The sequence below is a fragment of the Serratia sp. EC4 genome (genome assembly GCF_059652115.1).
On sequence record NZ_JBNIDE010000007.1, the window covers coordinates 22,527 to 47,280 of the forward strand.

Annotated in this window: 17 protein-coding genes; 9 read left to right on the plus strand and 8 right to left on the minus strand. The window is 61.2% G+C overall.

Annotated features, from left to right (window positions below; all coding sequences use genetic code 11):
• Positions 1-40 precede the first annotated feature (40 nt).
• On the minus strand, positions 41-1,363 hold the full coding sequence (locus ACP39K_RS18250) for an MFS transporter (RefSeq protein WP_016930463.1): 1,323 nt from the start codon (positions 1,361-1,363) through the stop codon (positions 41-43).
• A 329-nt stretch (positions 1,364-1,692) separates the two neighbouring features.
• A complete protein-coding gene (gene yhjD, locus ACP39K_RS18255; RefSeq protein ID WP_033639159.1) occupies positions 1,693-2,712 on the minus strand; it encodes an inner membrane protein YhjD in 1,020 nt (339 codons plus the stop codon).
• Positions 2,713-3,053: 341 nt separating this feature from the next.
• Between yhjD and ACP39K_RS18260 the strand changes: the two genes are divergently transcribed.
• Positions 3,054-3,920: a crotonase/enoyl-CoA hydratase family protein gene (locus tag ACP39K_RS18260; RefSeq protein ID WP_016930461.1), complete on the plus strand. Its 867-nt coding sequence runs from the start codon at positions 3,054-3,056 to the stop codon at positions 3,918-3,920.
• A gap of 16 nt (positions 3,921-3,936) precedes the next feature.
• On the opposite strand, the gene pdeR is transcribed toward ACP39K_RS18260, so the two are convergent.
• Positions 3,937-5,931, minus strand: coding sequence for a cyclic di-GMP phosphodiesterase (pdeR, locus tag ACP39K_RS18265; protein WP_048795597.1), 1,995 nt, complete (start codon positions 5,929-5,931; stop codon positions 3,937-3,939).
• A 531-nt stretch (positions 5,932-6,462) separates the two neighbouring features.
• On the opposite strand from pdeR, the gene spy reads away from it, so the two are divergent.
• Complete coding sequence (spy, locus tag ACP39K_RS18270; protein WP_033641337.1) at positions 6,463-6,954, plus strand: ATP-independent periplasmic protein-refolding chaperone Spy; 492 nt, start codon at positions 6,463-6,465, stop codon at positions 6,952-6,954.
• Positions 6,955-7,048: 94 nt separating this feature from the next.
• On the opposite strand, the gene ACP39K_RS18275 is transcribed toward spy, so the two are convergent.
• Positions 7,049-8,266 (minus strand): Tm-1-like ATP-binding domain-containing protein, encoded by a 1,218-nt coding sequence (locus ACP39K_RS18275; protein ID WP_033639161.1) that lies wholly within the window; start codon positions 8,264-8,266, stop codon positions 7,049-7,051.
• 250 nt (positions 8,267-8,516) lie between these two features.
• On the opposite strand from ACP39K_RS18275, the gene ACP39K_RS18280 reads away from it, so the two are divergent.
• The 4 genes from ACP39K_RS18280 to ACP39K_RS18295 all read left to right on the plus strand — a co-directional run bounded on the left by ACP39K_RS18280 (position 8,517) and on the right by ACP39K_RS18295 (position 17,201).
• Positions 8,517-9,170, plus strand: a complete 654-nt coding sequence (locus ACP39K_RS18280) for a TetR/AcrR family transcriptional regulator (protein ID WP_042706136.1) — start codon at positions 8,517-8,519, stop codon at positions 9,168-9,170.
• Positions 9,171-9,648: 478 nt separating this feature from the next.
• Positions 9,649-12,672, plus strand: a complete 3,024-nt coding sequence (locus tag ACP39K_RS18285; protein WP_330765413.1) for an autotransporter outer membrane beta-barrel domain-containing protein — start codon at positions 9,649-9,651, stop codon at positions 12,670-12,672.
• Positions 12,673-12,790: 118 nt separating this feature from the next.
• A complete protein-coding gene (locus ACP39K_RS18290; protein WP_497008745.1) occupies positions 12,791-15,895 on the plus strand; it encodes an autotransporter outer membrane beta-barrel domain-containing protein in 3,105 nt (1,034 codons plus the stop codon).
• A 454-nt stretch (positions 15,896-16,349) separates the two neighbouring features.
• Positions 16,350-17,201, plus strand: a complete 852-nt coding sequence (locus ACP39K_RS18295; RefSeq protein ID WP_016930454.1) for a helix-turn-helix domain-containing protein — start codon at positions 16,350-16,352, stop codon at positions 17,199-17,201.
• On the opposite strand, the gene ACP39K_RS18300 is transcribed toward ACP39K_RS18295, so the two are convergent.
• The 3 genes from ACP39K_RS18300 to ACP39K_RS18310 form a co-directional block, all read right to left on the minus strand.
• Positions 17,191-18,975 carry an ATP-binding response regulator gene (locus tag ACP39K_RS18300; RefSeq protein WP_016930453.1) on the minus strand — a complete coding sequence of 595 codons (1,785 nt, stop codon included), beginning with the start codon at positions 18,973-18,975 and terminating at the stop codon, positions 17,191-17,193. The two genes, ACP39K_RS18295 and ACP39K_RS18300, sit on opposite strands and share 11 nt — an antisense overlap.
• Positions 18,972-19,466 carry a putative pterin-binding protein gene (locus ACP39K_RS18305; protein WP_004931017.1) on the minus strand — a complete coding sequence of 165 codons (495 nt, stop codon included), beginning with the start codon at positions 19,464-19,466 and terminating at the stop codon, positions 18,972-18,974. Before ACP39K_RS18305 ends, ACP39K_RS18300 begins: the two co-directional genes overlap by 4 nt.
• A 161-nt stretch (positions 19,467-19,627) precedes the next feature.
• The gene (locus tag ACP39K_RS18310) at positions 19,628-20,977 is read right to left on the minus strand and encodes an aminotransferase-like domain-containing protein (protein WP_115116381.1); all 1,350 of its coding nucleotides are present in this window, start codon (positions 20,975-20,977) and stop codon (positions 19,628-19,630) included.
• 139 nt (positions 20,978-21,116) lie between these two features.
• Here ACP39K_RS18310 and ACP39K_RS18315 point away from each other — a divergent pair, with 139 nt between their 5' ends.
• From ACP39K_RS18315 to ACP39K_RS18325, 3 genes are all read left to right on the plus strand, one after another.
• Positions 21,117-21,746: a LysE family translocator gene (locus tag ACP39K_RS18315; RefSeq protein WP_033639164.1), complete on the plus strand. Its 630-nt coding sequence runs from the start codon at positions 21,117-21,119 to the stop codon at positions 21,744-21,746.
• Between the two features lie 33 nt (positions 21,747-21,779).
• Positions 21,780-22,631, plus strand: coding sequence for a PhzF family phenazine biosynthesis protein (locus ACP39K_RS18320; protein ID WP_033639165.1), 852 nt, complete (start codon positions 21,780-21,782; stop codon positions 22,629-22,631).
• Positions 22,632-22,697: 66 nt separating this feature from the next.
• Entirely contained in the window at positions 22,698-23,216 is a 519-nt protein-coding gene (locus ACP39K_RS18325) for a DinB family protein (RefSeq protein WP_044030067.1), read from the plus strand.
• A 77-nt stretch (positions 23,217-23,293) separates the two neighbouring features.
• On the opposite strand, the gene gorA is transcribed toward ACP39K_RS18325, so the two are convergent.
• Entirely contained in the window at positions 23,294-24,646 is a 1,353-nt protein-coding gene (gene gorA / locus ACP39K_RS18330; RefSeq protein WP_016930448.1) for a glutathione-disulfide reductase, read from the minus strand.
• Positions 24,647-24,754: the final 108 nt, after the last annotated feature.

The window sequence follows — 24,754 nt, forward strand, 5'->3', positions numbered from 1 at the left end:
ACAACGCGTGCGGCCCCCGCAGTGAGGGGGCCGCAGCGGATCACAGCGACTGGTGGCGGGTTTCTTTCATCAGCAGCAGCGCCAGCAGCGTCAGCCCGGCCATCGCCGCCAGGTACATGCCGACGTAGAACAGCCCGTAGTGGGCCGCCAGCCAGGTGGCGATATAAGGCGCCACGGACGCGCCGAGGATCGACGCGACGTTGTAGGAGAATGACGCGCCGGTATAGCGCACTTCGGTAGGGAACAGCTCCGGCAGCAGCGCGCCCATCGGGCCAAAGGTCAGCCCCATGATGCTCAGGCCGCACAGCAGGAAGCCCATCACCAGCGCCTGGTTGCCGGAACCCAGCAGGGTCGGGAACAGGAACGCGAAGCCGATCATCAGCAGGGTAATGGCGATCATGGTCTTGCGGCGGCCGAACGCGTCCGCCAGCAGACCGGCGATCGGCACCATCACGCCGAAACCAATCACCGCCACCATCAGCATCCACAGGAAGCTGTTACGGGAGTAGCCGAGGCCCAACGGCTGCGGCGCGGTGCCGTAGGTCATCGAATACACCGTCATCAGATAAAACAGCGTGTAGGTCGCCAGCATGATGAAGGTGCCGAGTATGGTGGCTTTCAGATGCTTGCTCAGCAGCGTGCCGAGCGGCACTTTCACCTGTTTGCCGGCCTTGGCCGCTTTGGCGAACACCGGCGTTTCATGCAGCGATACCCGCACATACAGGCCAATCAGCACCAGCGCCGCGGAGAGGATGAACGGCACGCGCCAGCCCCATTCCATAAATTGCTGGTCGCTCAGCAGCCACGAGAGCAGCAGGAAGGTGCCGTTGGCGAAGAAGAAACCGATAGGCGCCCCCAACTGGGGGAAAGAACCGTACAGCGCGCGCTTTTTGGCCGGCGCGTTCTCCGTCGCCAGCAGGGCTGCGCCGCCCCATTCGCCGCCCAGCCCCAGGCCTTGCCCAAAGCGCGCCAGCGCCAGCAGGATAGGGGCGAAGATGCCGATGGTTTCATAGCTCGGCAGCAGGCCGATCAGCACGGTGGAAATCCCCATGGTCAGCAGCGAGGCGACCAGCGTGACCTTGCGTCCGACGCGATCACCGAAGTGGCCGAACAGCGCAGAGCCGATAGGGCGCGCGACAAAGGCGACGGCGAAGGTGGCCAGCGACTGCAGCGTCGCAGTGGTCGGGTCGCCCTGCGGGAAGAAGATGTGCGGGAACACGATCACCGCGGCGGTGGCGTAGATGTAGAAGTCGAAGAACTCGATGGCGGTGCCGACCAGCGAGGCGACGATGACTTTCCCGCGGGAATTCACCGGTGTAGACGCGTCGTCGGCGTCGAGTGGGGGTGCGATGGTGGCTTGCATATCTATTTCTTATTGTTGGAGGGGGTAAAAATCCATCTTAGTGACAGCATTCCGCCTTTTCAACGCTGTAACTTTGGGCAACGCCGCCGCTAACCGGTTAAAAAGACTAATGTTTTACCGGGCTTCTTTTCTGTAGCGTTAAACGTTGAGAAATGGGTTTCATACAGAGGGAATGGCTGTAAAAACGGGAAAGAAAAGTGAATGGGTAGTTTGTTATGCTGGTTTTCCGAATGTCATGCCGCATGATTTAGAGGGATTGACTGGGTTTTTGCTTATTAACCAGAGGAAAGTACCGGCGTGTGCGATAACACCGGCACGATTGCATGGCTTCAGGGGGCCGGCGGCTCGCGTTCCGGCAAGGCTTTGTCGCCTTTGTAGTCGGCGGTAGCGATCCAGGCGGCACAAAACAGCGTCAAACGGGCGAAGAAGTAGAAGAACGCCATCAGCCCGATCACCGAGCCGAAGGCCGCGCCGGAAGGCGACTTCGCCACCTGCGGCAGCGTCATCGTCATCACGAACTTGATCACCTCAAAGCCGATAGCCGCGAGCAAGGTGCCGCGCAGCAGCGCTTTTTTCTTCGGTTTGTGGCGCGGCAGCATCCAGAAAATCCACAGGAACAGCAGATAGTTGGCGAAAATCGAGATCGACAGCGCGATCGTTGTCAACGCCGGCCGCAGCCATTCGATGCCGTCCAACCCCAGCGCGTTGACGATCGCCGCCTGCGCCGACCCGGCGACCGAGGTCAGCGACAGCGTAATGATGAGCGCCACCACCAGGCCGGTCAGCGAGATGAAGTCGCGGGTGTACTTGAAATAGATTTTCTCCTGATCCTGCGGATTGCGCTCCCAGACGTCACGCGACTGCGCGCGGATCGCCTCGCGCAGGTTGCCCATCCAACTGATGCCGGAATAGAGCGCCAGCGCCAGACCGGTCAATCCCACGGTGGTGCGCTGCTGAATGGCGGTGTTGACGGTATTCTTCAGCGTGCTGGCCAACGTCGGATCGCTGATGCTGCCGACGATCCGGTTGATCAAGCGGGCCAGCAGATCCGGGTTGGAAGCCAGCACGAAACCGGCGGCGGCGAACGACACCATCAGGATCGGGATCAGCGAGAGGAATGAAAAGTAGGTGATGGCGGCGCCAAACTGGCTGCCCAGCCGATCGTTAAAGCGTTCGGCGGCGCGCAGCAGGTGCGCCACGCTCGGCCAGGCTTTGATGCGTTCAATCAGACGTGAAAAACCGCTGATGCGGCGGTCGAGCGTCTCATGGCCGGTCTTGATGGCGATAAGCGGCTTCGGCGGCGTGTCTTGTGTGGGCTGGCGGCGTTCCTGGTCTGGTCCTGTAGGCATTACTTCACGATTTCCTTAACGTTAAACGGCATGTATCAGCGTTGATTATAGCCAAAGCCCTGCGGCGTTTTGAGCGCCGGGGCGGCAAACGGTCAATTTCCGAGCTTAACGCGTTAGCGCCCGGCATGAAATGCCGGGGATGGCGCGATAGGTAAAATTCCTATGAAAACCCCGTGGCGCCTCGGTTTTTTTCACTTCTCTACCTCCAATTTTTATCTGTTTCGTCGGCGAGAAAGCGTTTACTCATGATGTGGCGTCGCGCTTTGCCGCTCGCCGCTCCGCTGCAGCCGTAGGGGCTGGAACGGTCTCATCCGTCATCAACAGAAAAACTGGAAGGTCTTATGAAATTGCTTAATCACCCCACCTGTCGTCCGTTTACCGAAGCGGGCAATCTGTCGCAGATCTCCGCCTACTATGAAGAGGGGCGGCACATCATGTGGATGCTGCTGCGCGCCGCGCCGCGCCCCTGCTTCAACCAGGCGTTGATTGAAGACATCATGACGCTGGCGCAGGCGGCGAAGGAGTCTTCGCTGCGGTTCGACTTCTGGGTCACCGGCTCGCTGGTGCCGAACATGTTCAACGTCGGCGGCGATCTGCAGTTCTTCGCCGAAGCGATCAAAAACCGCAAGCGCGAGGCGATGATGGCCTACGCGCGCGCCTGCATCGACTGCGTGCATGCGGCGGCACGCGGTTTCGACACCGGCGCGATCAGCATTGCGATGGTTGAAGGCAGTGCGCTGGGTGGCGGTTTTGAAGCGGCGCTGGCGCACCATTTCGTATTGGCGCAAAACAATGCGCGCATGGGGTTCCCGGAGATTGCGTTCAACCTGTTTCCCGGTATGGGCGGTTACTCGCTGGTGGCGCGCAAGGCGGGCATGCGCTTGGCCGAGGAGCTGATTTGGGGCGGCGAGTCGCACACCGCAGAGTGGTTCGAGAGCCGCGGGCTGGTAGACCAGCTGTTCCAGCCCGGCGACGCCTACCTGGCGACGCGCACCTTCATCGATACCATCCGGCCGAAGCTCAACGGCATGCGCGCCATGCTGCGGGCGCGTCAGCGCGTGTTGCAGCTGACGCGTTCCGAGCTGATGGACATTACCGAAGATTGGGTGCACTCGGCCTTTACCATTGAGGAAAAAGACCGTGCCTACATTGAGCGGCTGGTGATGTTGCAGGATCGCCATACCCTGAACCTGCGTCGTGCCGGCTAACGTTAACGCGCCCGCCTCATGCGGAGGGTGAGCGCGGGCGATAGGACTGCAGCCAATGCTCCAGCTGTTCCGGGAGCATTGGCCGCGCGAACAGAAAGCCCTGTTTTTCGTCCACGCCGACCTCGTCGAGGAAGTGGTTTTCGCTCTCGGTCTCCACCCCTTCGGCGATCACGCGGAAGGCCAACGCCTCCGCCGCCGCGACGATCGCGCGTACCAGCGATTGCGATACCGGATTGAAATTCACCCCGCGCACGAAGCTTTTATCCAGCTTGATGGCGTCCAGAGGAATGCGTGCCAGCTGCGCCAGCGACGAATAGCCGGTGCCAAAGTCGTCGAGATGCACCTGCGCGCCCAGTTCGCGCAGCCGGGTGATCAGCGCGCGCGCGCGGTTCTCGTCTTCAATCAGGCTGCTTTCGGTCAACTCGAAGTCCAGCAGGCAGGGGGCCATGCGGTGACGGTGCAGCACCCCGAGCAGGTCGTTGACGATGCCGTCGTCGGCCAGCTGACGGGCAGAGAGGTTGACCGCCACCCGCAGATTCAATCCCTGCTCTTGCCATCGCGCCGCCTGCCCGGCGGCGGTTTGCAGCACCCATTGGCCCAACGGGCCGATCAGGCCGGACTCCTCGGCATAGGAGATGAACTGCAGCGGCGGGATCAGGCCGCGCTCCGGCGAATCCCAGCGCACCAGCGCTTCCACGCTGTGCACTTCGCCGCTGTGCGCGTCGATTTTAGGCTGGTAATACAGCACCAGCTGATTTTGTTCCAACCCTTTGCGCAGATTGGTGTCCAGCCACATGTATTCGGCGACGCGTTTGTTCATCTCCGGCGAGAAGACGGTATAGGTGCGTTTTCCGTGCTCCTTGGCGACGTACATGGCGGTATCGGCGCTGCGGATCAGGCTGTCGAGATCGTTGCCGTGCTCCGGGCACAGCGCGATGCCGATCGAACAGCCGGTATACACCTCAATCAGACCGATGCGAAAAGGGGTCTTCAGCCTGTCGATAATGCGCTGCGCCAGCGTTTGCAGGCGCTCGCGATCGCTTTGCGGCGCCAGCACCAAGAATTCGTCGCCGCCGAGGCGGGCGAGCACTTGATCCGGGCTCAGGCAGCCGAGGATCGCCAGCGCGACCTCGACCAGCAGCCGATCGCCGAACATATGGCCGTAGGCGTCGTTGACCTTTTTGAAGTTGTCGAGATCGAGGTACACCAGGCCGAAACTCTCTTCGCCGCGCGTGGCGATGGCGTGATTGATCTTGTCCTGGATGGCGTTGCGGTTCGGCAGGCCGGTGATGAGATCGGTGTTGGCCAGCACCCGTAGCCGCTCTTGCGCGCGGCGTTCTTCGGTGATGTCGGTACCGGAGCAGATCAGAAAGACTTCGTTTTTGCCGCTGCCGCTGTGCACGAATTTGTTGCGGAACAGGAACAGCCGTTCGCCCTTGACCGTCTTTACCCAGCGTTCCACCTCATAGGACGAACCGTTGCGGAAGAAGCCGGCGATGTTGCGCCGCGAAGCGGCGGCTTCTTCCGGGCTCATAAACAGCTGGAAAACGTTTTTGCCGATCACCTCGTGTTCGTGCAGTCCGGTGTACTCCTCGCTCAGTCGGTTGAAGCGCTGGATGCGGCCGTGCTGATCGACGATCACGATCACCGAGTTGGCTTCGGACACCACCTGCTCGGCGAAGGAGAGGCCGTGCACCAGGTCGCGCGCCACCGATTGGGTGTCGCTGAAGGCGGAAGCCGTGCCCGCCCATTCGAGGTTGTTGACGCGGCGCCCGACCAGATGCAGATGCAGCGGTTCACCGGCCAACGTAATGGTCAGCTCAAGGCTGGCGGTCACGCCGGTCAGACGGCGGATTTTCGCCGCTTCCATGGCGCTGAGCGCTACCGCGATATGAGCTTTGCCCTTAACGGCGGACAGCTCCAGGGCATTGCTGTCAAACGCCAGCCGCCAGTGGGGGCTTTGGGTGCCGAAGTGAGCGCTAAGAAGCTCAGGGCCTTGGTCTGCGGGCATGACGATTCCTCAAAAGAGCACGGGCGGGCGGGCGGCACAGCCCCGGGCAGCCTGTTGGCCCGAAAGCGATCGCCGTACGCATCTGTGCATCATATAACAGGTTTTCACAGGCGGGGCGGGTGATGGAAACTATTATATAAGCAATGATTAGTTTTGCGGTGTAAACGTCGCCCGGCGCTGCTTGTCTTAAAGTGTAGGAGAACATCGGATCGTGTGATGCTTACTGATTTCCCCTGCTATCGGAAAACGGTTGATGCAAGGTTGCCGTGCAGGTGAGTAAATTATAGCGATGAGGGGAAAGCGGAAAAATAACTCCACCGGGGGGATTTTTGCCGAGAAATTAAAATTTCCATCAAATAAACGCCATCTTCATAGTTTTCTCATAATTGGTGAATAAATCCGAGGCGGGTTTTAAAAAGTTTACACACCCTCGCATTACTTGAAATTTATCAGCCTATTATTATCTCCGACAACGAATGAGCCTGTTAACGTACAGCGCTCCTGATGAAGAAAATTTTTAAGGAAATGATTATGCGTAAATTGACGGCTTTATTTATTGCTTCCACGCTGGCTCTGGGTTCTGCTTCCGCGGCGTTCGCCGCCGATACGGCGACGGCTCCGGCGGCGGATGCGGCGCCGATGAAAATGATGCATCACAAGGGTGAAGGCAAAGGCGGCCCGTTCGCCGGGCTGAACCTGACCGAGCAGCAGCGCCAGCAGATGCGCGATATCATGAAAGAGTCGCACCAGAAGCGCGGGCCGGGCATGAAAGAGGAGCGCCAGGCGCTGCACAATCTGGTCGCTTCCGACAGCTTTGACGAAGCGAAGGCGAAGGCGCAAATTGACGCGATCGGTAAAGCGCAATCCGAACGCATGCTGGCACGCGCCAAAGCGGAAAATAAAATGTATAACCTGCTGACGCCTGAGCAGAAAAAACAATACAATGAGAATTATCAGAAACGCGAGCAAAAGATGATGGACCACATGAATAAAATGAAGGAGCAGATGTCCGCCGGTCAGTAATATTCGCTCGCGGTAAATAATAAAGGGCCAGACTATTTGTCTGGCCCTTTTTCTATTTGGCGTTATCACCGGCAGGCTTTGCCGTGGGTGATCATCATTCTCCGCCGACAATGTGCCGAAACTGTTCGGCAACGGCCTGCGCAAAGCGCGGGTCGTTAATATGATAAGGCGTTTTTATCAACCGGCGTTTGCCGGTGGCGTGCACCGTTTCTTCCAGCGCTTGCGTAAAGGCGGCCAGCGCCGCCGGATCCCAGAACGGTTGGCCGGGCGCATCCAAAGCCGATACGCCGCCCGCCGGGATAACGAAACGCACTTCGCCCGCGCAGGCGTTGATTTTTTCGCCCATCCAACGTCCCATTAACGCATTCTCCCGTGCGCTGGTGCGCACCAGCGTCACTTGCGGATTGTGATGGTGACGAAGACGGTTGGCATAGCGAGCCGGCACCGTATTCGGCGCGCCGAAGTTGATCATGTCTATCGCGCCGCAGGAGAGCACGCACGGGATGCCGGTACGCGCGATGGCACCGAAACGATCCGCATTGCAGGGCAGCATGCCGCCAAACAGGTAATCGGCCACTTCGGTCGTGGTCAAATCGATGGCGCCGTGCAGTTGGCGGTTATCGATCAGTTTTTCCAACGATCTGCCGCCGCTGCCGGTCGCATGAAACGTCAGGCAATCCCATTGCGATCCCAGCTCGGCAACCAACGCCTGAATGCAGGGCGTGGTGACGCCAAACGTCGTCAGGCCGATCGCGGGATTGTTGTCGTGATAGTCGACGGCGGCGAAGTGCACTGCGCCGGCTATCTGGCGCGCCGCGTTGCCCAGCACCCGTCGCGAGATGCGATTCAGGCCGGCGAGATCGGTGACCGAATACAGCATGTTGATATCGCTGGCGCCGACATAGGCGGAAACGTCTCCCGCCGCCATGCTCGAGACCATCACTTTCGGCAGGCCGATCGGCAGCTGCTGCATGGCCGGCGTGATGATGGCGGTGCCGCCGGAACCGCCCAGGCCAAGCAAGGCGGCGATATCGCGGCGCGTCAGGATAAAACGTTCGAAAGCGGTCGCCATGGCGGCGATCGCCTGGCCGCGACTGGCGCAGAAGACCGCGTCGGCGCCTGCCGGATGGTGGCGTGCGACGTCCTCTGGACCGATATCGGCCGGGGAGTCAAACGGCAAGCGACGAGTGGAAAGATCGACGGTTCGCGTGGGTAAATTCAGGGCAGCGATCAGCCGCCGTACATACTCCAGCTCTTGTCCTTTCGTATCTGCTGTGGTAGCAATATAGACAAAATTTGAAGTGTCTTTCATGTATTTCCCTGGGGTGTTTCTAGTTTTTATTTAAAAATCATTTTGTTATATTTTTATAGGGTGCCCTGGTGTTGGCGTTTAAATTAAATTGATTAATGTATTTATATAATGAGACGGCAGTATCATTTTTGCAAGGGCAGCTCAGTGCAAAATGGGACTCCTGTCTCATTTTTGAGCTTTTCAACGTGGCCGGCGCTTTGCCGGCAGCCAGTCGACAGAGGCGCATCCTCTGTTGCGCAAGCGTGTGCAGATGCATGAGGTTTATGTGCCGATAGATGCCTTTCCCACCCCGTTTGATCCTTCACTGACTTCCACCCGGGCAAAAACCTACCGTTTGTTGCTGGCCAGCGCGATGACGCTGTATGACGAAGGGGCGTTTCCTTCGATCACCGAACTGGCGGCGCATGCGCAGGTATCGCGTGCGACGGCCTACCGCTATTTTCCGACCCAGAGTGCGCTGATTAGCGCCGTGGTGGCGGAAAGCCTGGGGCCTATTCTGGAATGGCGCCCGCAAGACGATGACGCCCTGAAACGCATCCGGCAGTTGCTGACTTTCGCCTATCCTCAGATGGAGCGGCACGAGGGAGCATTGCGCGCGGCGCTGCAACTCTCTTTGCAACAGTGGGCGCACGCGACGCCGGGCGAGAAATTCGTGCGCGGCAACCGCAAGCGTCTGTTGGCGCTGGCGGTGGAACCGCTGCAGGGCAAACTGCCGCCGGACTCTCTGCAGAGAGTGATTCATGCTTTCTCGCTGATTTACGGCTCGGAGGTGTTCCTGGTGCTGAAAGATATCTGGGGGCTGGAGCTTGAGAGCATTCAGGACGTCACGCAATGGATGGCCAAAGCCATTCTGCGTCAGGCGGAAGAGGACGCGACGAACTGCAAAAAAACATCAGCAGGATAATCCAATTTTTGCCGATGACCGAGTGAAAAACCAGCATAATTCACTGAGTGAATATTGGCAAAATTTATAATTAAAAGTGATAAAAGACGCCTGTTAAGCACTTTTCAGGCGGCCGTATTCTTTATGTCTCCCTAGGTTATATTTTTATTTATCAGCAGATTATAATTTATCCCTTCACGTGTTATCGCCATTTTGATACCGGCAAACGTCATTGTCATTTCTTATCGGCACTGGCCTGATTCACCCTTGAAACATTCTCTCCTCCCGTCGAGCTGCCGGATGACACATTAAGCGCACTTGAGATTGTTGTGCTTTATTTATTTGGTGTTACCAAACTGTTACACAAAAAATCTTATAAAACATTTGCAAACAACAACGGACGGTATCTGGGATGGAGAAGAAACTTAGAGGAGTCAAATCCGCTCGGGCGGCCTTCGGCTGGCCTGAAATCGGAGTTAATCGCGCACAATGGAGCGCGATGCTGATCTGCCTGACGGCGATTGGCGGGGCGCAGGCCTCCAGCTATATAGAGAACGGCAAAGCGGGCGATCCGGCCAGCTGGCGCAGCAGTGAGTTCAATGCGGAATGGGGGCTGGGGGCAATCCACGCCGACCAGGCCTACGCCGCCGGTTATACCGGAAAAGGCATCAAACTTGGCATTTTCGATCAGCCAGTCTACGCCAAGCACCCGGAGTTCGCCGGTGAGAATAAGGTGATCAATCTGGTTACCGAAGGCATCCGCGAATATACCGACCCCTATATTCCGGTGAAAAAAGGCGACGCTTTCCGCTATGACGGCACGCCGAGCGTGGATTCCGATGGCACGCTCGGTTCGCACGGCACCCACGTGGGCGGCATCGCCGCCGGCAGCCGAGACGGCGGCGCCATGCACGGCGTGGCGTTCAACGCGCAGATCATCAGCGCGGAAAACGGCGATCCCGGCCCGGAGGACGGCATCATCCTCGGCAACGACGGCGCGGTGTACCAGGCCGGTTGGGATGCGCTGGTGGCCAGCGGCGCGCGCATCATCAACAACAGCTGGGGCATCGGCATCACCGAAAAGTTTGATGAGGGCGGTTATGACCCGGCTTATCCGCATTTCACAGTAAACGATGCGCAAAAGCAGTTCGATCAGATCAAACAGATCCTCGGCACCAAGCCCGGCGGCGCCTATCAGGGCGCGATCGACGCGGCCCGCAGCGGCGTGGTCACCATCTTCGCCGCCGGTAACGACGGCAATCTGAATAACCCCGATGCCATGGCCGGTCTGGCTTATTTTGTGCCGGACATCGCGCCGAACTGGCTGTCGGTCGCCAGCCTGCAGGATCCGACCAATACCGGCGATTACAGCATCAGCACCTTCTCTTCTCGCTGCGGTTACACCGCCAGCCTCTGCGTCTCGGCGCCGGGCACCCGGGTATACAGCTCGGTAATCGAAGGCACCAGCGTGGAGAATCTGACGACCGGTTACGCCAAATACAGCGGCACTTCGATGGCGGCGCCGCACGTGGCCGGCAGCGTTGCCGTGCTGATGGAGCGTTTCCCGTATCTGAATGGCGCGCAGGTGGCGGAAGTGCTGAAAACCACCGCCACCGACATGGGCGCGCCGGGCATCGACGCGCTCTACGGCTGGGGGATGATCAACCTGGGCAAGGCCATCAACGGCCCGGGCATGTTGGTGACCGCCGAGGATATTCCCGAAGAATTCCGCATTCCGGATCCGACGGGCGTGGCTTACGGCCCGACCCAGTTTGTAGTGGATCTGCCGGGCGTCGGCGCGGTGCTGGACAAGGGCAAACCGACCGAGCGCGTCTGCAGCGATGTGTTGTGCGGCCTGGATTTCTGGAGCAACGACATCTCCGGCCATGGCGGCCTGACCAAACAGGGCATCGGCACGTTGGTGCTGACCGGTAACAACACCTATTCCGGCCCGACGCTGGTCAATCAGGGGCGGCTGGCGATCAACGGCTCGGTCACCTCGGCCGTCAGCGTGCAGAACGGCGGCATCGTCGGCGGCAGCGGCACGGTCGGTTCGCTGACCGCCCGCCGCGGCGGCACCGTGGCGCCGGGCAACTCGATCGGCACCCTGAACGTGGCCGGCAACGTCAGCTTCGAGCCGGGTTCGCGCTATGCGGTGGAAGTGGGGCCGAATGGCCAGAGCGATCGGATCCAGAGCGGCGGAGCGGCGACGATCGGCGGCGGCGAGGTGGCGGTCACGCTGGAGAACAGCAGCAACCTGCTGACGCAAGGCGAGGTGCGCAGCCTGCTGGGCCAGCAGTACACCATCCTGAGCGCGCAGCAGGGGGTGAGCGGGCAGTTTGACGCGGTGGCGCCGAACTACCTGTTCCTCGGCACCGGGCTGAGCTACCAGCCGACCGGGGTAACGCTGAGCGTCGGGCGCAACGGCACAAGCTTCGCCAGCGTGGCGCAGACGCCGAACGAACGGGCGGTGGCGGCGGCGGCGGATGCGCTGGCGGCGGGCAACCCGGTGTACGAGAGCCTGCTCAACAGCGGCACGGCGGGCGAGGCGCGGCAGGCGTTCCGTCAACTGTCGGGGCAAATCCATGCGGATATCGCGTCGGCGCTGGTGAACGACAGCCGCTACCTGCGTGAGGCGCTGAACGGGCGTCTGCGTCAGGCGGAAGGGCTGGCGAGCTCGTCGGCCATCAAGGCGGACGAGGACGGCGCCTGGGCGCAGCTGCTGGGAGCGTGGGACCATGCGTCGGGCGACGCCAACGCCACCGGCTATCAGGCCTCGACCTACGGGGTGCTGGTGGGGCTGGACTCGGCGGCGGCGGCCGACTGGCGGCTGGGGGTGGCGACCGGCTACACCCGCACCTCGCTGCACGGCGGGTACGGGTCGAAGGCGGACAGCGACAACTATCACCTGGCGGCGTACGGCGACAAGCAGTTCGGGGCGCTGGCGCTGCGCGGCGGGGCGGGCTACACCTGGCACCGCATCGACACCAAGCGGTCGGTGAACTACGGGATGCAGTCGGACCGCGACACGGCGAAGTACAGCGCGCGCACCGAGCAGCTGTTCGCGGAAGCGGGCTACAGCGTGAAGGGCGAGTGGCTGAACCTGGAGCCGTTCGTCAACCTGGCGTACGTGAACTTTGAAAACAACGGCATTGCGGAAAGCGGCGGCGCAGCGGCGCTGCGCGGCGACAAGCAGCACACCGACGCGACGGTGTCGACGCTGGGACTGCGCGCGGACACTGAGTGGCAGGTGAGCCCGGGCACGACGGTGGCGCTGCGCAGCGAGCTGGGGTGGCAACACCAGTACGGCGGGCTGGAGCGTGGCACCGGGCTGCGGTTCAACGGCGGCAACGCGCCGTTCGTGGTGGACAGCGTGCCGGTGTCGCGCGACGGGATGGTGCTGAAGGCGGGGGCGGAAGTGGCGGTGAACGAGAACGCCTCGCTGTCGCTGGGCTACGGCGGGCTGCTGTCGCAGAACCATCAGGACAACAGCGTCAACGCCGGCTTCACCTGGCGCTTCTAAGCAACATCGACTCAATCCTTGTACGGGAACCGCCTGCGGGCGGTTCCTTTTTCACATCCTGCTAATGAGAACCCGGCGCACCTGGGGCGTCGGCCAATAACAAGCAAAAGGTAAGGAAATGACAACAACAACGGGTTTTGATAGCAAAGGAAACGCTCGCCGCTCGCCGTGGCGGCTGAACGCGCTGGTCTGCTGCATGGCGCTGGCGGGGTATGCGCAGGCGGCGCCGCACGAGGTGAGCGGCCAAGCCGGCGATCCGGCCAGTTGGCGCAGCGCCGAATTCAACGCCAACTGGGGGCTGGGGGCGATCCACGCCGATGAGGCCTATGCCGCCGGCTACACCGGCAAAGGGCAGAAGGTGGGCATTTTCGATACCCCGGTCAACCGCCATCCCGAGTTCGCCGGCGACGGCAAACTGATCAACGTGGTCACCGAAGGCTATCGCGCCTATACCGATCCGCACCGGCCGGGGATTAACGCCGGCGATCGCTTTTACTTCGACGGCACCTTCCACTTCTACAGCGGTTCACAGGGCATGCTGAGCAATCACGGGGTGCACGTCGCGGGCATCAGCGCGGCGAACCGCGACGGCGTCGGCATGCACGGCGTGGCCTTCGATTCGCAGGTGATCAGCGTCGATAATGACAACGACGGCCCGGCCTACGGCGAATTCCTCGGCCTGGACGGCGCCGTCACCAATGCCGGCTGGCAGGCGATGATCAAGAGCGGCGTGCGGGTGATCAACAACAGCTGGGGCGTCAGTATTCCCGATTTCCTGTCCGACGGCGGCCGCGATCCCAACGCGCTGCACTTTGAGCTGAAGGATGCGCAGGAACAGTTCGATCAGGTCAAACCGCTGCTCGGCAGTTTGGCCGGCGCAGGCTATCAGGGCGCCATCGACGCGGCGCGCAAAAATATTCTGGTGCTGTTCGCCGCCGGTAACGACGGCAACTACAATCAGCCGGATGTGATCAGCGGCCTGGCCTATTTCGTGCCGGACATCGCGCCGAACTGGCTGTCGGTCGCCAGCGTGGCGCAGGATGCGACATCGACCAACAGCGTGCCTTACACCATCAGCAGCTTCTCTTCCCGTTGCGGCTATACCGCCAGCTTCTGCGTCTCGTCGCCGGGCAGCAAAATCTACAGCACCGTGGCCAACGGTTCCGATCCGGCCAACCTGGTGTCGGACTACGGCAATAAAAACGGCACCTCGATGGCGACGCCGCACGTCACCGGCGCGGTGGCGGTGTTGCTGCAGCGCTTCCCGTACATGAGCTCGGCGCAGATTGCCGACGTGCTGAAAACCACCGCCACCGACATGGGCGCGCCGGGCATCGACGCGCTCTACGGCTGGGGGATGATCAACCTGGGCAAAGCCATCAACGGCCCGGGCATGTTCTATACCGTCGAAGATATTCCTGCGGAGTTCCGCATTCCGGATCCGACGGGCGTGGCCTACGGCCCGACCCAGTTTGTCGCCAATATTCCGGGTCTGGGCGCCGAGGTGGATGCCGGCACGCTGCACGCCAGAAAGTGTGACGACATCAGTTGCGAACTGGAAGTCTACTCCAACAACATCTCCGGCCATGGCGGCCTGACCAAAGAAGGGAGGGGCACGCTGGTCATGACCGGCGCCAACACCTATTCCGGGCCGACGCTGGTCAATCAGGGGCGGCTGGCGATCAACGGCTCGGTCACCTCGGATGTCAGCGTGCAGAGCGGCGGCATCGTCGGCGGCAGCGGCACGGTCGGTTCGCTGACCGCCCGCCGCGGCGGCACCGTGGCGCCGGGCAACTCGATCGGCACCCTGAACGTGGCCGGCAACGTCAGCTTCGAGCCGGGTTCGCGCTATGCGGTGGAAGTGGGCCCGAACGGCCAGAGCGATCGGATCCAGAGCAGCGGAGCGGCGACGATCGGCGGCGGTGAGGTGGCGGTCACGCTGGAGGACAGCAGCAACCTGCTGACGCAAAGCGAGGTGCGCAGCCTGCTGGGCCAGCAGTACACCATCCTGAGCGCGCAGCAGGGGGTGAGCGGGCAGTTTGACGCGGTGGCGCCGAACTACCTGTTCCTCGGCACCGGGCTGAGCTACCAGCCGACCGGGGTAACGCTGAGCGTCGGGCGCAACGGCACAAGCTTCGCCAGCGTGGCGCAGACGCCGAACGAACGGGCGGTGGCGGCGGCGGCGGATGCGCTGGCGGCGGGCAACCCGGTGTACGAGAGCCTGCTCAACAGCGGCACGGCGGGCGAGGCGCGGCAGGCGTTCCGTCAACTGTCGGGGCAAATCCATGCGGATATCGCGTCGGCGCTGGTGAACGACAGCCGCTACCTGCGTGAGGCGCTGAACGGGCGTCTGCGTCAGGCGGAAGGGCTGGCGAGCTCGTCGGCCATCAAGGCGGACGAGGACGGCGCCTGGGCGCAGCTGCTGGGAGCGTGGGACCATGCGTCGGGCGACGCCAACGCCACCGGCTATCAGGCCTCGACCTACGGGGTGCTGGTGGGGCTGGACTCGGCGGCGGCGGCCGACTGGCGGCTGGGGGTGGCGACCGGCTACACCCGCACCTCGCTGCACGGCGGGTACGGGTCGAAGGCGGACAGCGACAACTACCACCTGGCGGCGTACGGCGACAAGCAGTTCGGGGCGCTGGCGCTACGCGGCGGGGCGGGCTACACCTGGCACCGCATCGACACCAAGCGGTCGGTGAACTACGGGATGCAGTCGGACCGCGACACGGCGAAGTACAGCGCGCGCACCGAGCAGCTGTTCGCGGAAGCGGGCTACAGCGTGAAGGGCGAGTGGCTGAACCTGGAGCCGTTCGTCAACCTGGCGTACGTGAACTTCGAAAACAACGGCATCGCGGAAAGCGGCGGCGCAGCGGCGCTGCGCGGCGACAAGCAGCACACCGACGCGACGGTGTCGACGCTGGGACTGCGCGCGGACACTGAGTGGCAGGTGAGCCCGGGCACGACGGTGGCGCTGCGCAGCGAGCTGGGGTGGCAACACCAGTACGGCGGGCTGGAGCGTGGCACCGGGCTGCGGTTCAACGGCGGCAACGCGCCGTTCGTGGTGGACAGCGTGCCGGTGTCGCGCGACGGGATGGTGCTGAAGGCAGGGGCGGAAGTGGCGGTGAACGAGAACGCCTCGCTGTCGCTGGGCTACGGCGGGCTGCTGTCGCAGAACCACCAGGACAACAGCGTCAACGCCGGTTTCACCTGGCGTTTCTAAGCCAAGCGGTCATTACAGGGTGAACGGAGCCGGCATGCCGGCTCCGTTTTTATTTGCGGCTGCGGGGTGAGTCCGTATGATGGCGCGGCACCAGGGCAATAAAAAACCGGGACCCTGACGGATCCCGGCTTAAAAGTGGGTAAAACAGATTAGCGCTAAAGGCTCAAGCCCCGTTTTGCTTATGCAGTCCAAGCGATGTGAGCATCGTCTCAGTAGCGGCAACGGAACAAATTTTCCCTGGTGTTACTATGGTTATTATTAAAAATCGTGCTGGTGTTATTTTTTATAGTGTATTGCTGTATGTCTCTTTTGATACCATGTTTGACGATACAACATGGTATGTCAAGCAACGTTTTTAACGCATAATTGCATGGGATGCTAGTTTTAGGTGTGGCTTTTTCAGCAGAAATAATCAAAACGACTGATAAATCAGTAAAAAAAATCGAAGGAACAAATGGATAACAATCATCAAAAATTCGATTCACAGTCGATTGCCAATCGGGTCAGGGAGCTGTTTTTACATTACGGGATTGGAAAACGTCAGCATGCCCGCGAACTCAGCCGCATCTTGGATCTGAGTTTTTCACATGCGCACCGCAAATTGAAAGGGCAAAGCCCCTGGACGCTGGAACAGATCAACAGCGTCGCGGCCGCGTTGGGAGAAACGCCGGCGGCGATCGCCGATTTGAGCGCCGAACATGAGACGACCGAGCCAAACATGGCGCGTGATGCCATCTTTTTCGTGGCGGGGGTGGCGATGCCCTGCGTCGGGCACATTGGCGACGAACTTCCTGCCGGGCGGCCGGCGGAATTTGTGGCGCTGCGCGTGGAGGGGCAATGGCATATCTATCGCGCCGATGAGGCGCCGGCAGGCCCGCGTTACGGCGTCGAACTGATAGAAATTCGGCCCGGTTACGGCGATGACGAGCGGTTGAGCATCGCGGTATTGGACGATTCGCATCAGGCGGCCGATGAGCTGGCCAAGTACCTCGGCGGCTGCGGTTTCAACGCAGTGGCGTTTTACGATGTCGACAGCTTCTGCCAAGCGCTGCAGCAAAGCCTGTTCGACGGTTACGTGGTGGACTGGCTGATCGGTGAGGAAACGGCGGATCGCTGTATCGCCACCATCCGCGCCTCCGACAACCCGGACGCGCCGGTACTGGTGCTGACCGGCGAACTGGGCACCGACCGACGCGAGTCGGAGATCGCTCAGGCGATGCGCGAGTACGATGTGCTCGGTCCTTATGAAAAACCGGTGCGGCTCCATGTGATCGAAGCCGCACTGCAACGCTGTTTTAATCTTTAGCGGGGAACACCTCGGCCAGCGCGCTCGACAGCGCATCCAGCCGAACCGGTTTCATCAGGTAGTTATCGAACAGGGCGCGCTGATCCGCCGTCAGCTGCTCCGGCGTATAGGCGCTGATGCCGATGATTGGCACATGGCGGTTGGGGCCGCGACGATTGCGCAGCTGCCTGGCCAGGGCGGCGCCGTCGATGCCCGGCATCTGCAGATCCAGCAACAGCGCGTCGTAAGGGCGTCTGAGCAGTTTCTGCAACGCGCGCTCCGGCGAGTCGCACAGTTCGTGCTGGTAGCCCAGCTTGTCCAGCAGCGCCGCAAAGGCGTCACCCACCGACTTGTTGTCATCCACCACCAGCACCTGCTGCGGCTTTTGCTGCAGGGGGGCATTGGCGGCGGCGGGCTCGTCGGCGCGCTCTTCTTCACTGATCTGCACCGGAATGCTGACGATAAAGGTGCTGCCTTTCTTGATTTCGCTGTATACCGTGATGGTGCCGTTGAGCAGCGTCACCAGGCCGTGCACGATCGCCAGCCCCATCCCCACGCCGGCATACTGTTTGGTATGCGACTGATCCAACTGGGTAAAGGGTTTGAATATCTGATCGAGCTGGTCTTTTTCAATACCGATGCCGGTGTCGGTCACTTCGATGATCAACGAATTGCCGCCCGGCTGGCGGCGCAGGCAGCTGTGCAGCGTAATGCTGCCGCTTTCGGTGTATTTGTAGGCGTTGGTCAGCAGGTTGACGATAATCTGCCGGATGCGCAGCGGATCGGAGTGCACCAACAGGTGGCTGCACTCCACTTCGCAGCTCAGTTTGACCTGCTCTTTGCGGGTCAGGGTGGCGATTTCGTTGGCGGTTTCCGCGATCAGCTTCTGCGCGTCGAACGGCACGATGCGCAATTCCATCATGCCGCTGTCGAGGTGCGCGTAGTCGGTCAGATCCTTCATCTGGCTTTCGATTTGCTGCGCGGCGGTCTCCAGCCGCTGGAAAGTGTCCGCATGCTCCGCCGACACTCGGGTGTTCACCAGCACGTCGATGGCCGACATCACGCTCTGCAATGAGGTGCGCAGCTCGTGGCCGATGGCGCCGAGGAAGGCGTTTTTGGTGCGCGTCGCTTTCTCCGCCTCAATGGCTTTGGCCTGCTGGCGAATGGTCAGCCGCTGCTGGCGGAACACGATCAGGGTGATGGCGATCAGCGCGATCACCGAGAACATGACGATCACCAGCCCATAGAAAATAATGTGCCGTTTCTCGATGTAATCCTCATAGGCTGCGGTGCGCTGCTTCACCTCGGCGTGGTCGGTCAGGTTGGCCATTTCGATGGCGTAAGGCTTGATGGCCTTCATGGCCGCGAAAACCTGGCTGAAGTCGATTTTCGGGTTATCCAGCAGTTTATCGATGCGATCCATCTGCAGGCGCATCTGCTTGACCACTTCCGGGTAGCCCGGCTCGGCGTACAGCGGTTGCGTGGATTCGGAGACGGTTTCCAGCACGTAAAAGCGCGAATAGAGGATTTCGAACCGCAGCCGCAGATTGTCGCTGTCCACCTGCGCGGCATGGCTTTGCTGCTCGACCAGCGTGTCGAACTCCGCCAGCTTGATGGAGAACTTGGCGATAGACCAGGAGTAATTCTCCTGCGTGCCGGCGATGGCATACAGCCCTTTTTTCGACAGGGTGGCGCTGTAGTAATAGAGCGTGACGGTCGAAGCCACTAAAAACAGCGCGGCAAAGATGGCCGGGATCGCCAGCCTGCTGCCGTTCTTAAAGGTCGTCAGCTTCATTTGATCACGATCCTGTCGACTTGCCAGATAAAGCGTGAATTGTACAACGGCGAGTTCAGTTCAGGCCCGGCGGCGTCGCGTGGGTAAACCAGGAACAGCGGGCCGAAGTTTCTGAGCTTCAGCATTTCCCCGTCCATCCTGTAGGCCAGGATCATGTTGTATTTCTTGACGTCGGACAGCGGCACGTCGATGTAATAATCGTTCAGCGCGTAGAAAGTCAGCGTCTCGCCCTTGGCGCCGACGCGCTCCAGGATATCGGCCACCGAAATCCCTTCAAATTTTCTCTGCGGCGTCCAGGAAGTGGAGGTGGTGATGCTGCGCACCGGCATCGCCAACAGCTGCTTATCGGTGAACAGATAGCTTTTTTTGACCGGGTCGGTCACGTTGTCGATCTTGCCCGCCACTTCTAGGGTAAAGCTGAGCGCGCTGCTCTGGGCGATAATCAGGGCCACGCAGGCCATCGCAAGGGTTTTGCATAGTTTGAACAGCATCGGTGTTCTCCAGAGGCGCGGGGAGGTTGTATCAGTCCCGCTAATTTATCAGGCAGAATAATGGCAGAAAAAGCAGGCGGGTGCGAAGGGAATAGTAAACCGCACAAAAAGAACAGTCCTGAGCCGGTCGGCCCGTGCGCGTAACCTTTCTCTTCCGTTTGTCAGCCGTTCCGATGCTCTTTCAACAGCTGTGCCAGCTGCGTCAGGCCTGCCGTTAGCTCATCCGGCGAGGGGGAACCCAGGCACAGGCGAATGCCCGTCGCACGTTCGTCGCGGGCCACCATCACGGTGTCCGGCGGCGTCACCTTTACGTTGGCCAATGCGGCGGCGGCGGCCACCGACTCGGCGGTTTCGCGCGGCATCGGCAGCCAGACATGATAAGCGTCGGGATGCGATACGCAGTCGTCGGCATCGAATATCGAGGTGGCCAGATGCACTCTTCGCTGAGCCTCATGGCGCAACGCTTGCGGTATCGTCTCGATTGCGCCGCTGGACAGCCACTCCTCCACCACAGCGCAAGACAGTGGCGAAGGCGCGAAAGGAATATCTTGCAAGGCTTCTTCCGCCGCAGTTTGCATGCCGGGCGGCAGAGTCAGCATGCCGATCCGCAACCCCGGGCCGAGCGTTTTCGACAGGCCATTGACATGGAACGCCCGCTCGGGCGCTAAAGCCGCGAGCGCAGGCGCCGCAGAGTGACCCAGCGCGTAGACGCCATCCTCGATGATCCAGACATTCGCCTGCCGGCATATCTCGACGATAGCCTGCCTGCGCTCGGCGCTCATGGTGGCGGTCGTCGGGTTATGCAGCGTCGGTGTCAGATAGACCGCGGTATGGCCGGAGGAGACTCGCTCGAGCGCGCTCGCCAGCGCCTGCGGCACCATGCCTTGCGCATCGATCTCCACGCCGATCAGGCGATGGCCTTTACGCCGGGCCAGCGCGATCGCGCCGGGGTAGGTGAGTCTTTCCGTCAGTATCGTGCCGCGTGGCCCGCAGGCCAGGTCAAACGCCAGCGAAATCGCCTGACGGGCATTGCTGGTCAGCGCCAGGTGCGACGGATCGATCGTGACGCCGGCGTTTTCCAGCCAGCGGGCCAACAAACGCCGGTGCTCCAGATGCCCGGTCGGAGGGGAATAGAAGTTCAGATGGTCCGCATCCATTTTCCGCGCAATGCCGGCCAGCGTGCGCGCCAGCAAACGATCGGTAAGCATCGCCGGCGGCGCATTGGATGAAAGATCGATTTCGCGTTTTTCACGGGCGCGGCGAATCGCCACGAACATCCCGCGGCCTTTCACGCTGCGAACCAGCCCGCGTCGTTCCAGGATGGCGTAGGCTTTGGTCACCGTGCCCAGACCGATCGCCAATTGCCAGGCGAGGGGACGGTGAGCCGGCAAACGATCGCCCCCTTGCAGCTTGCCCTCGATAATGTCGTCAGCCAACGCCAGCACCAGCCGTTCGACGGTAGTGGCTTCTACGTTGGCCAGGCGGGGTTGCCAGGGGGATTGAAGCCGCATGGTCGCTCTCCGGAGAAAGAATATAGTGTCACGTGACACTATTTAAATAGGCGAAAAGTGTAACACATACTATGTTGGTGAGGAGTCCCGGCGTTTTCAACAACGGCTCGGCCGTAAGGCGGGTCAGCGGAGTTTTTCCATGATGGTCAGTCAGCTTGCGTTGGTTTACGGCGCCTATCTCCTCGCAACCGCCAGCCCCGGCCCCAGCAACATGGCGATCATGGGCGTGGCGATGCGTGACGGCCGCAGGCCCGCATTGGTGCTGGCCGCCGGCGTGATGACCGGATCGCTGTGCTGGGCGATGTTGGCCGCGACCGGCCTTTCCGCCGTGTTGGCCACGTATGCGCAGGCGCTGTGGACCATCAAGATCGTTGGCGGCGTGTATATGCTGTATCTGGCGCTGCGCGCCGGAAAGTCCGCGTTACGCACGTCCGCCGCGACGTCGGGCATGGCCGCGGGGCGCGATGCGCGGCCTTATCGGGCGCTTTATCGGCAGGGCGTGCTGATGCATCTCGGCAATCCCAAGGCCATCATGTCCTGGATGGCGATCATGTCGCTGGGATTGCGGCAAGGCGCGCCTGAGCAGGTTTTACCGGCAATTATTGGCGGTTGCGCGCTGCTCGGCGTGACGATTTTCGGGGGGTATGCCCTGCTGTTCTCAACGGCGCCGATGATCGCGTTTTACACCCGGGTGAGGCGCTGGATTGAAGGAACGCTTGCGCTGCTGTTCGCTTTGGCGGGCCTGGAGCTGTTGATATCGCGGGGGTAATGAACGCCCGGCGTTAACCTGAGGAGAGAAGCGATGGTTTTTGGCATGCAGATGGTGGATGTCTTTGGCGCCGGGCCGCTCGCCGGCAATCCGTTGGCGGTGATCACGGGCGCCGAAGCGTTGTCGACGGAGGACATGCAGCGTTTGACGCGTTGGTTCAACCTGTCGGAGACGGCCTTTTTGCTGCCGCCGACGCACCCCCAGGCGGATTACCGGGTGCGGATATTCACGCTGGATCGTGAAATGCCGTTTGCCGGGCACCCGACGCTCGGCAGTTGTCATGCCTGGCTTACTGCGGAGGGTATGCCGCGCAATGAGACGGAGATCATCCAGGAGTGCGGGGCGGGCTTGGTGAGCATTCGCCGCGAGGCCGGACGGCTGTGTTTTGCCGCGCCGCCGTTGATTCGCTCCGGGGCGCCTTCAGAAGCGGCGTTGGCCGACGCGCTGCGGTTTTTGGGGATCGCGCCTGAGGAGGCGCTCGATGCCGCCTGGATCGATAACGGTCCGGGGTGGTTGGGGATCCGGCTGGCCAGCGCCGAGCGTGTGCTTTCCCTGACGCCGGCGAGAAGCTGGTCGCGCAGGGTCGACATTGGCGTCGTCGGCCCACATGCCGATGGTGACGCAGCCTTCGAAGTTCGCGCCTTTTTGAGCGATCATCTTGGCGCTATCGTTGAAGATCCGGTCACCGGCAGCCTCAATGCCTCCCTGGCCCAGTGGTTGTTCGCAACCGGCGTGGTCAGCGGCGGCTATATCGCCGCTCAGGGGCGCTGCCGTGGGCGCAACGGACGCGTGCATGTCACCCGCGACGCGAGCGGCCGGATTTGGGTGGGCGGCGATACGCGCACGCAGGTCGAAGGGCGGCTGCAAGGGATTGGCGCGGCGTAGAACGCGCCGCCGCACCGCGTGCGGCTGAGCTGAATATCGATTTTCATCCGATAAGGAGTGAGCAGTATGTCTGCAACGGCCATCGATACCTTGAAAATGCTGGTGCGTTACAAAGCCTGGGCGAACGCCTTGACCTTTGACTGTGTGGCGGCCTTGCCGGAAGGCGAAGCGCTGCGGCCGCGCCCGACCCGTTTCGGCAATATGGTGCATACCTTGAATCATGTGTATGTGGTGGACGATATCTTCAGGCACCATCTGCAAGGCCGCAAGCATGGCTACCTCGCGCGCAACACCGAGCAAACGCCTGCGCTTGACGACTTGCGGTGCGCGGTGGAGGAAATGGACCGCTGGTATATCGAACAGGTGGACAGCTGGTCGCCGGAGGCGCTGGCGCAGGTGGTGCATTTCGAGTTCGTCGGCGGGGGGGAAGGCCGCATGACGCGCCAGGAAATCGTGCTGCATGTCGTCAACCACGCTACCTATCATCGCGGTTTTGTCGGCGATATGCTCTATCAGGTGCCCTTTGCTTCACCGGCGAACGATTTGCCGGTGTTTCTTCGCGATCATTACCGCCGGGCGCCGTGAGGCGAGCGAGATAAATAAAAAAGCCAGACGCTTTCGCGCCTGGCCTGTTACGCGCCGGAACCCGGCGAGGTTGCGCCTCAGCGCATGGTGACGAACTCTTCCGCCGCGGTCGGGTGGATCGCCACGGTGTTGTCGAAGTCCTTCTTGGTGGCGCCCATCTTCACCGCCACCGCGAAGCCCTGCAGGATTTCATCCATGCCGAAGCCGATGCCGTGCAGGCCGACGATTTTCTCTTCTTTACCTGCGCACACCAGCTTCATGCGGCACGGCTGACGGTGCTGCGTCACGGCGCTGTACATGGCGGTGAAGGAGGATTTGTACACCTTCACGTTGTCCGCGCCGAATTTCTCGATGGCTTCCGGCTCGGTCAGACCGACGGTGCCGATCGGCGGGTGGCTGAACACCACGGTGGCGATGTTGCTGTAATCCAGGTGTTCGTCCGGCTTGTTGTTGAACAGGCGCTCGGACAGACGGCGGCCGGCGGCCACGGCGACCGGGGTCAGCTCTACCGCGCCGGTGTTGTCGCCCACCGCATAGATGCCTTTGACGTTGGTGTTCTGGAACTTATCGACGTCGATGTAGCCTTGTTCGTTGGTTTTCACCCCGGTGACGCCGAGGTTCAGGTTGTCGGTCGCCGGTTCGCGGCCGATGGCCCAAATCAGGCAGTCGACGGTGAATGCCTTGCCGTTTTCCAGCTGCAGCGTCAGGCTGCCGTCGGCGTTCTTGACGATCGCTTTCGGCACCGATTCGGTGTGCAGGCTTGGTCCTTCGGTGTTCATCACTTCCACCAGGGTTTCGACGATCATCGGATCGAAGGTGCGCAGCGGCGCGTGCTTGCGCACGAACAGATGCGTTTCCGCGCCCAGCGCGTTCAGCACGCCGGCGATCTCTACGGCGATATAGCCGGCGCCGACGACGGCGACGCGTTTCGGCATGGCGTCCAGCTCAAAGAAGCCGTCGGAGTCGATGCCGTATTCCGCGCCCGGAATAGCCGGATGGCTCGGGCGGCCGCCGGTGGCGATCAGGATGTGGTCGGCGGTGATGGTTTCGCCATTCACTTCCACGGTGTGCGCATCCACGAAGCGCGCGAAGCCTTTGATCACGTCGACCTTGTTCTTGCCCAGCACGTTGTCGTAGGAATTGTGGATGCGGTCGATATAGGCGGTGCGGTTGGCGACCAGCTTTTTCCAGTCGAAGGCGTTGACGGTGGTGTCGAAGCCGTAGTCCGGGCCGTACTGATGGATGGCCTCGGCGATCTGCGCCGCGTGCCACATGACTTTTTTCGGTACACAACCCACGTTTACACAGGTGCCGCCCAGCTCTTTGGCTTCAATCAGCGCACACTTTTGGCCGTACATGGCTGCCCGGTTGATCGATGCGATACCGCCGCTGCCGCCGCCAATTGCTAGATAATCGTAATGTTTCGTCATCTGGGATTTCCATGAGTTGTGAATTTGAAGAGGGTAAGAGTTTAACGCCTGACCGGGGTTTGTCGCAAAGATTGCGTCGATGGCTGCGATAGGTGGACGCAGGGCGCG

Coding starts and splice junctions, on each gene's coding strand:
- ACP39K_RS18275 (WP_033639161.1), bottom strand. CDS start 8,266: ATGAAAGACACTTCAAATTTTGTCTATATTGCTACCACAGCAGATACG.
- ACP39K_RS18325 (WP_044030067.1), top strand. CDS start 22,698: ATGTCTGCAACGGCCATCGATACCTTGAAAATGCTGGTGCGTTACAAA.
- ACP39K_RS18295 (WP_016930454.1), top strand. CDS start 16,350: ATGGATAACAATCATCAAAAATTCGATTCACAGTCGATTGCCAATCGG.
- yhjD (WP_033639159.1), bottom strand. CDS start 2,712: ATGCCTACAGGACCAGACCAGGAACGCCGCCAGCCCACACAAGACACG.
- ACP39K_RS18280 (WP_042706136.1), top strand. CDS start 8,517: ATGCATGAGGTTTATGTGCCGATAGATGCCTTTCCCACCCCGTTTGAT.
- ACP39K_RS18285 (WP_330765413.1), top strand. CDS start 9,649: ATGCTGATCTGCCTGACGGCGATTGGCGGGGCGCAGGCCTCCAGCTAT.
- ACP39K_RS18320 (WP_033639165.1), top strand. CDS start 21,780: ATGGTTTTTGGCATGCAGATGGTGGATGTCTTTGGCGCCGGGCCGCTC.
- ACP39K_RS18305 (WP_004931017.1), bottom strand. CDS start 19,466: ATGCTGTTCAAACTATGCAAAACCCTTGCGATGGCCTGCGTGGCCCTG.
- ACP39K_RS18260 (WP_016930461.1), top strand. CDS start 3,054: ATGAAATTGCTTAATCACCCCACCTGTCGTCCGTTTACCGAAGCGGGC.
- gorA (WP_016930448.1), bottom strand. CDS start 24,646: ATGACGAAACATTACGATTATCTAGCAATTGGCGGCGGCAGCGGCGGT.
- ACP39K_RS18300 (WP_016930453.1), bottom strand. CDS start 18,975: ATGAAGCTGACGACCTTTAAGAACGGCAGCAGGCTGGCGATCCCGGCC.
- pdeR (WP_048795597.1), bottom strand. CDS start 5,931: ATGCCCGCAGACCAAGGCCCTGAGCTTCTTAGCGCTCACTTCGGCACC.
- ACP39K_RS18315 (WP_033639164.1), top strand. CDS start 21,117: ATGATGGTCAGTCAGCTTGCGTTGGTTTACGGCGCCTATCTCCTCGCA.
- ACP39K_RS18310 (WP_115116381.1), bottom strand. CDS start 20,977: ATGCGGCTTCAATCCCCCTGGCAACCCCGCCTGGCCAACGTAGAAGCC.
- spy (WP_033641337.1), top strand. CDS start 6,463: ATGCGTAAATTGACGGCTTTATTTATTGCTTCCACGCTGGCTCTGGGT.
- ACP39K_RS18290 (WP_497008745.1), top strand. CDS start 12,791: ATGACAACAACAACGGGTTTTGATAGCAAAGGAAACGCTCGCCGCTCG.
- ACP39K_RS18250 (WP_016930463.1), bottom strand. CDS start 1,363: ATGCAAGCCACCATCGCACCCCCACTCGACGCCGACGACGCGTCTACA.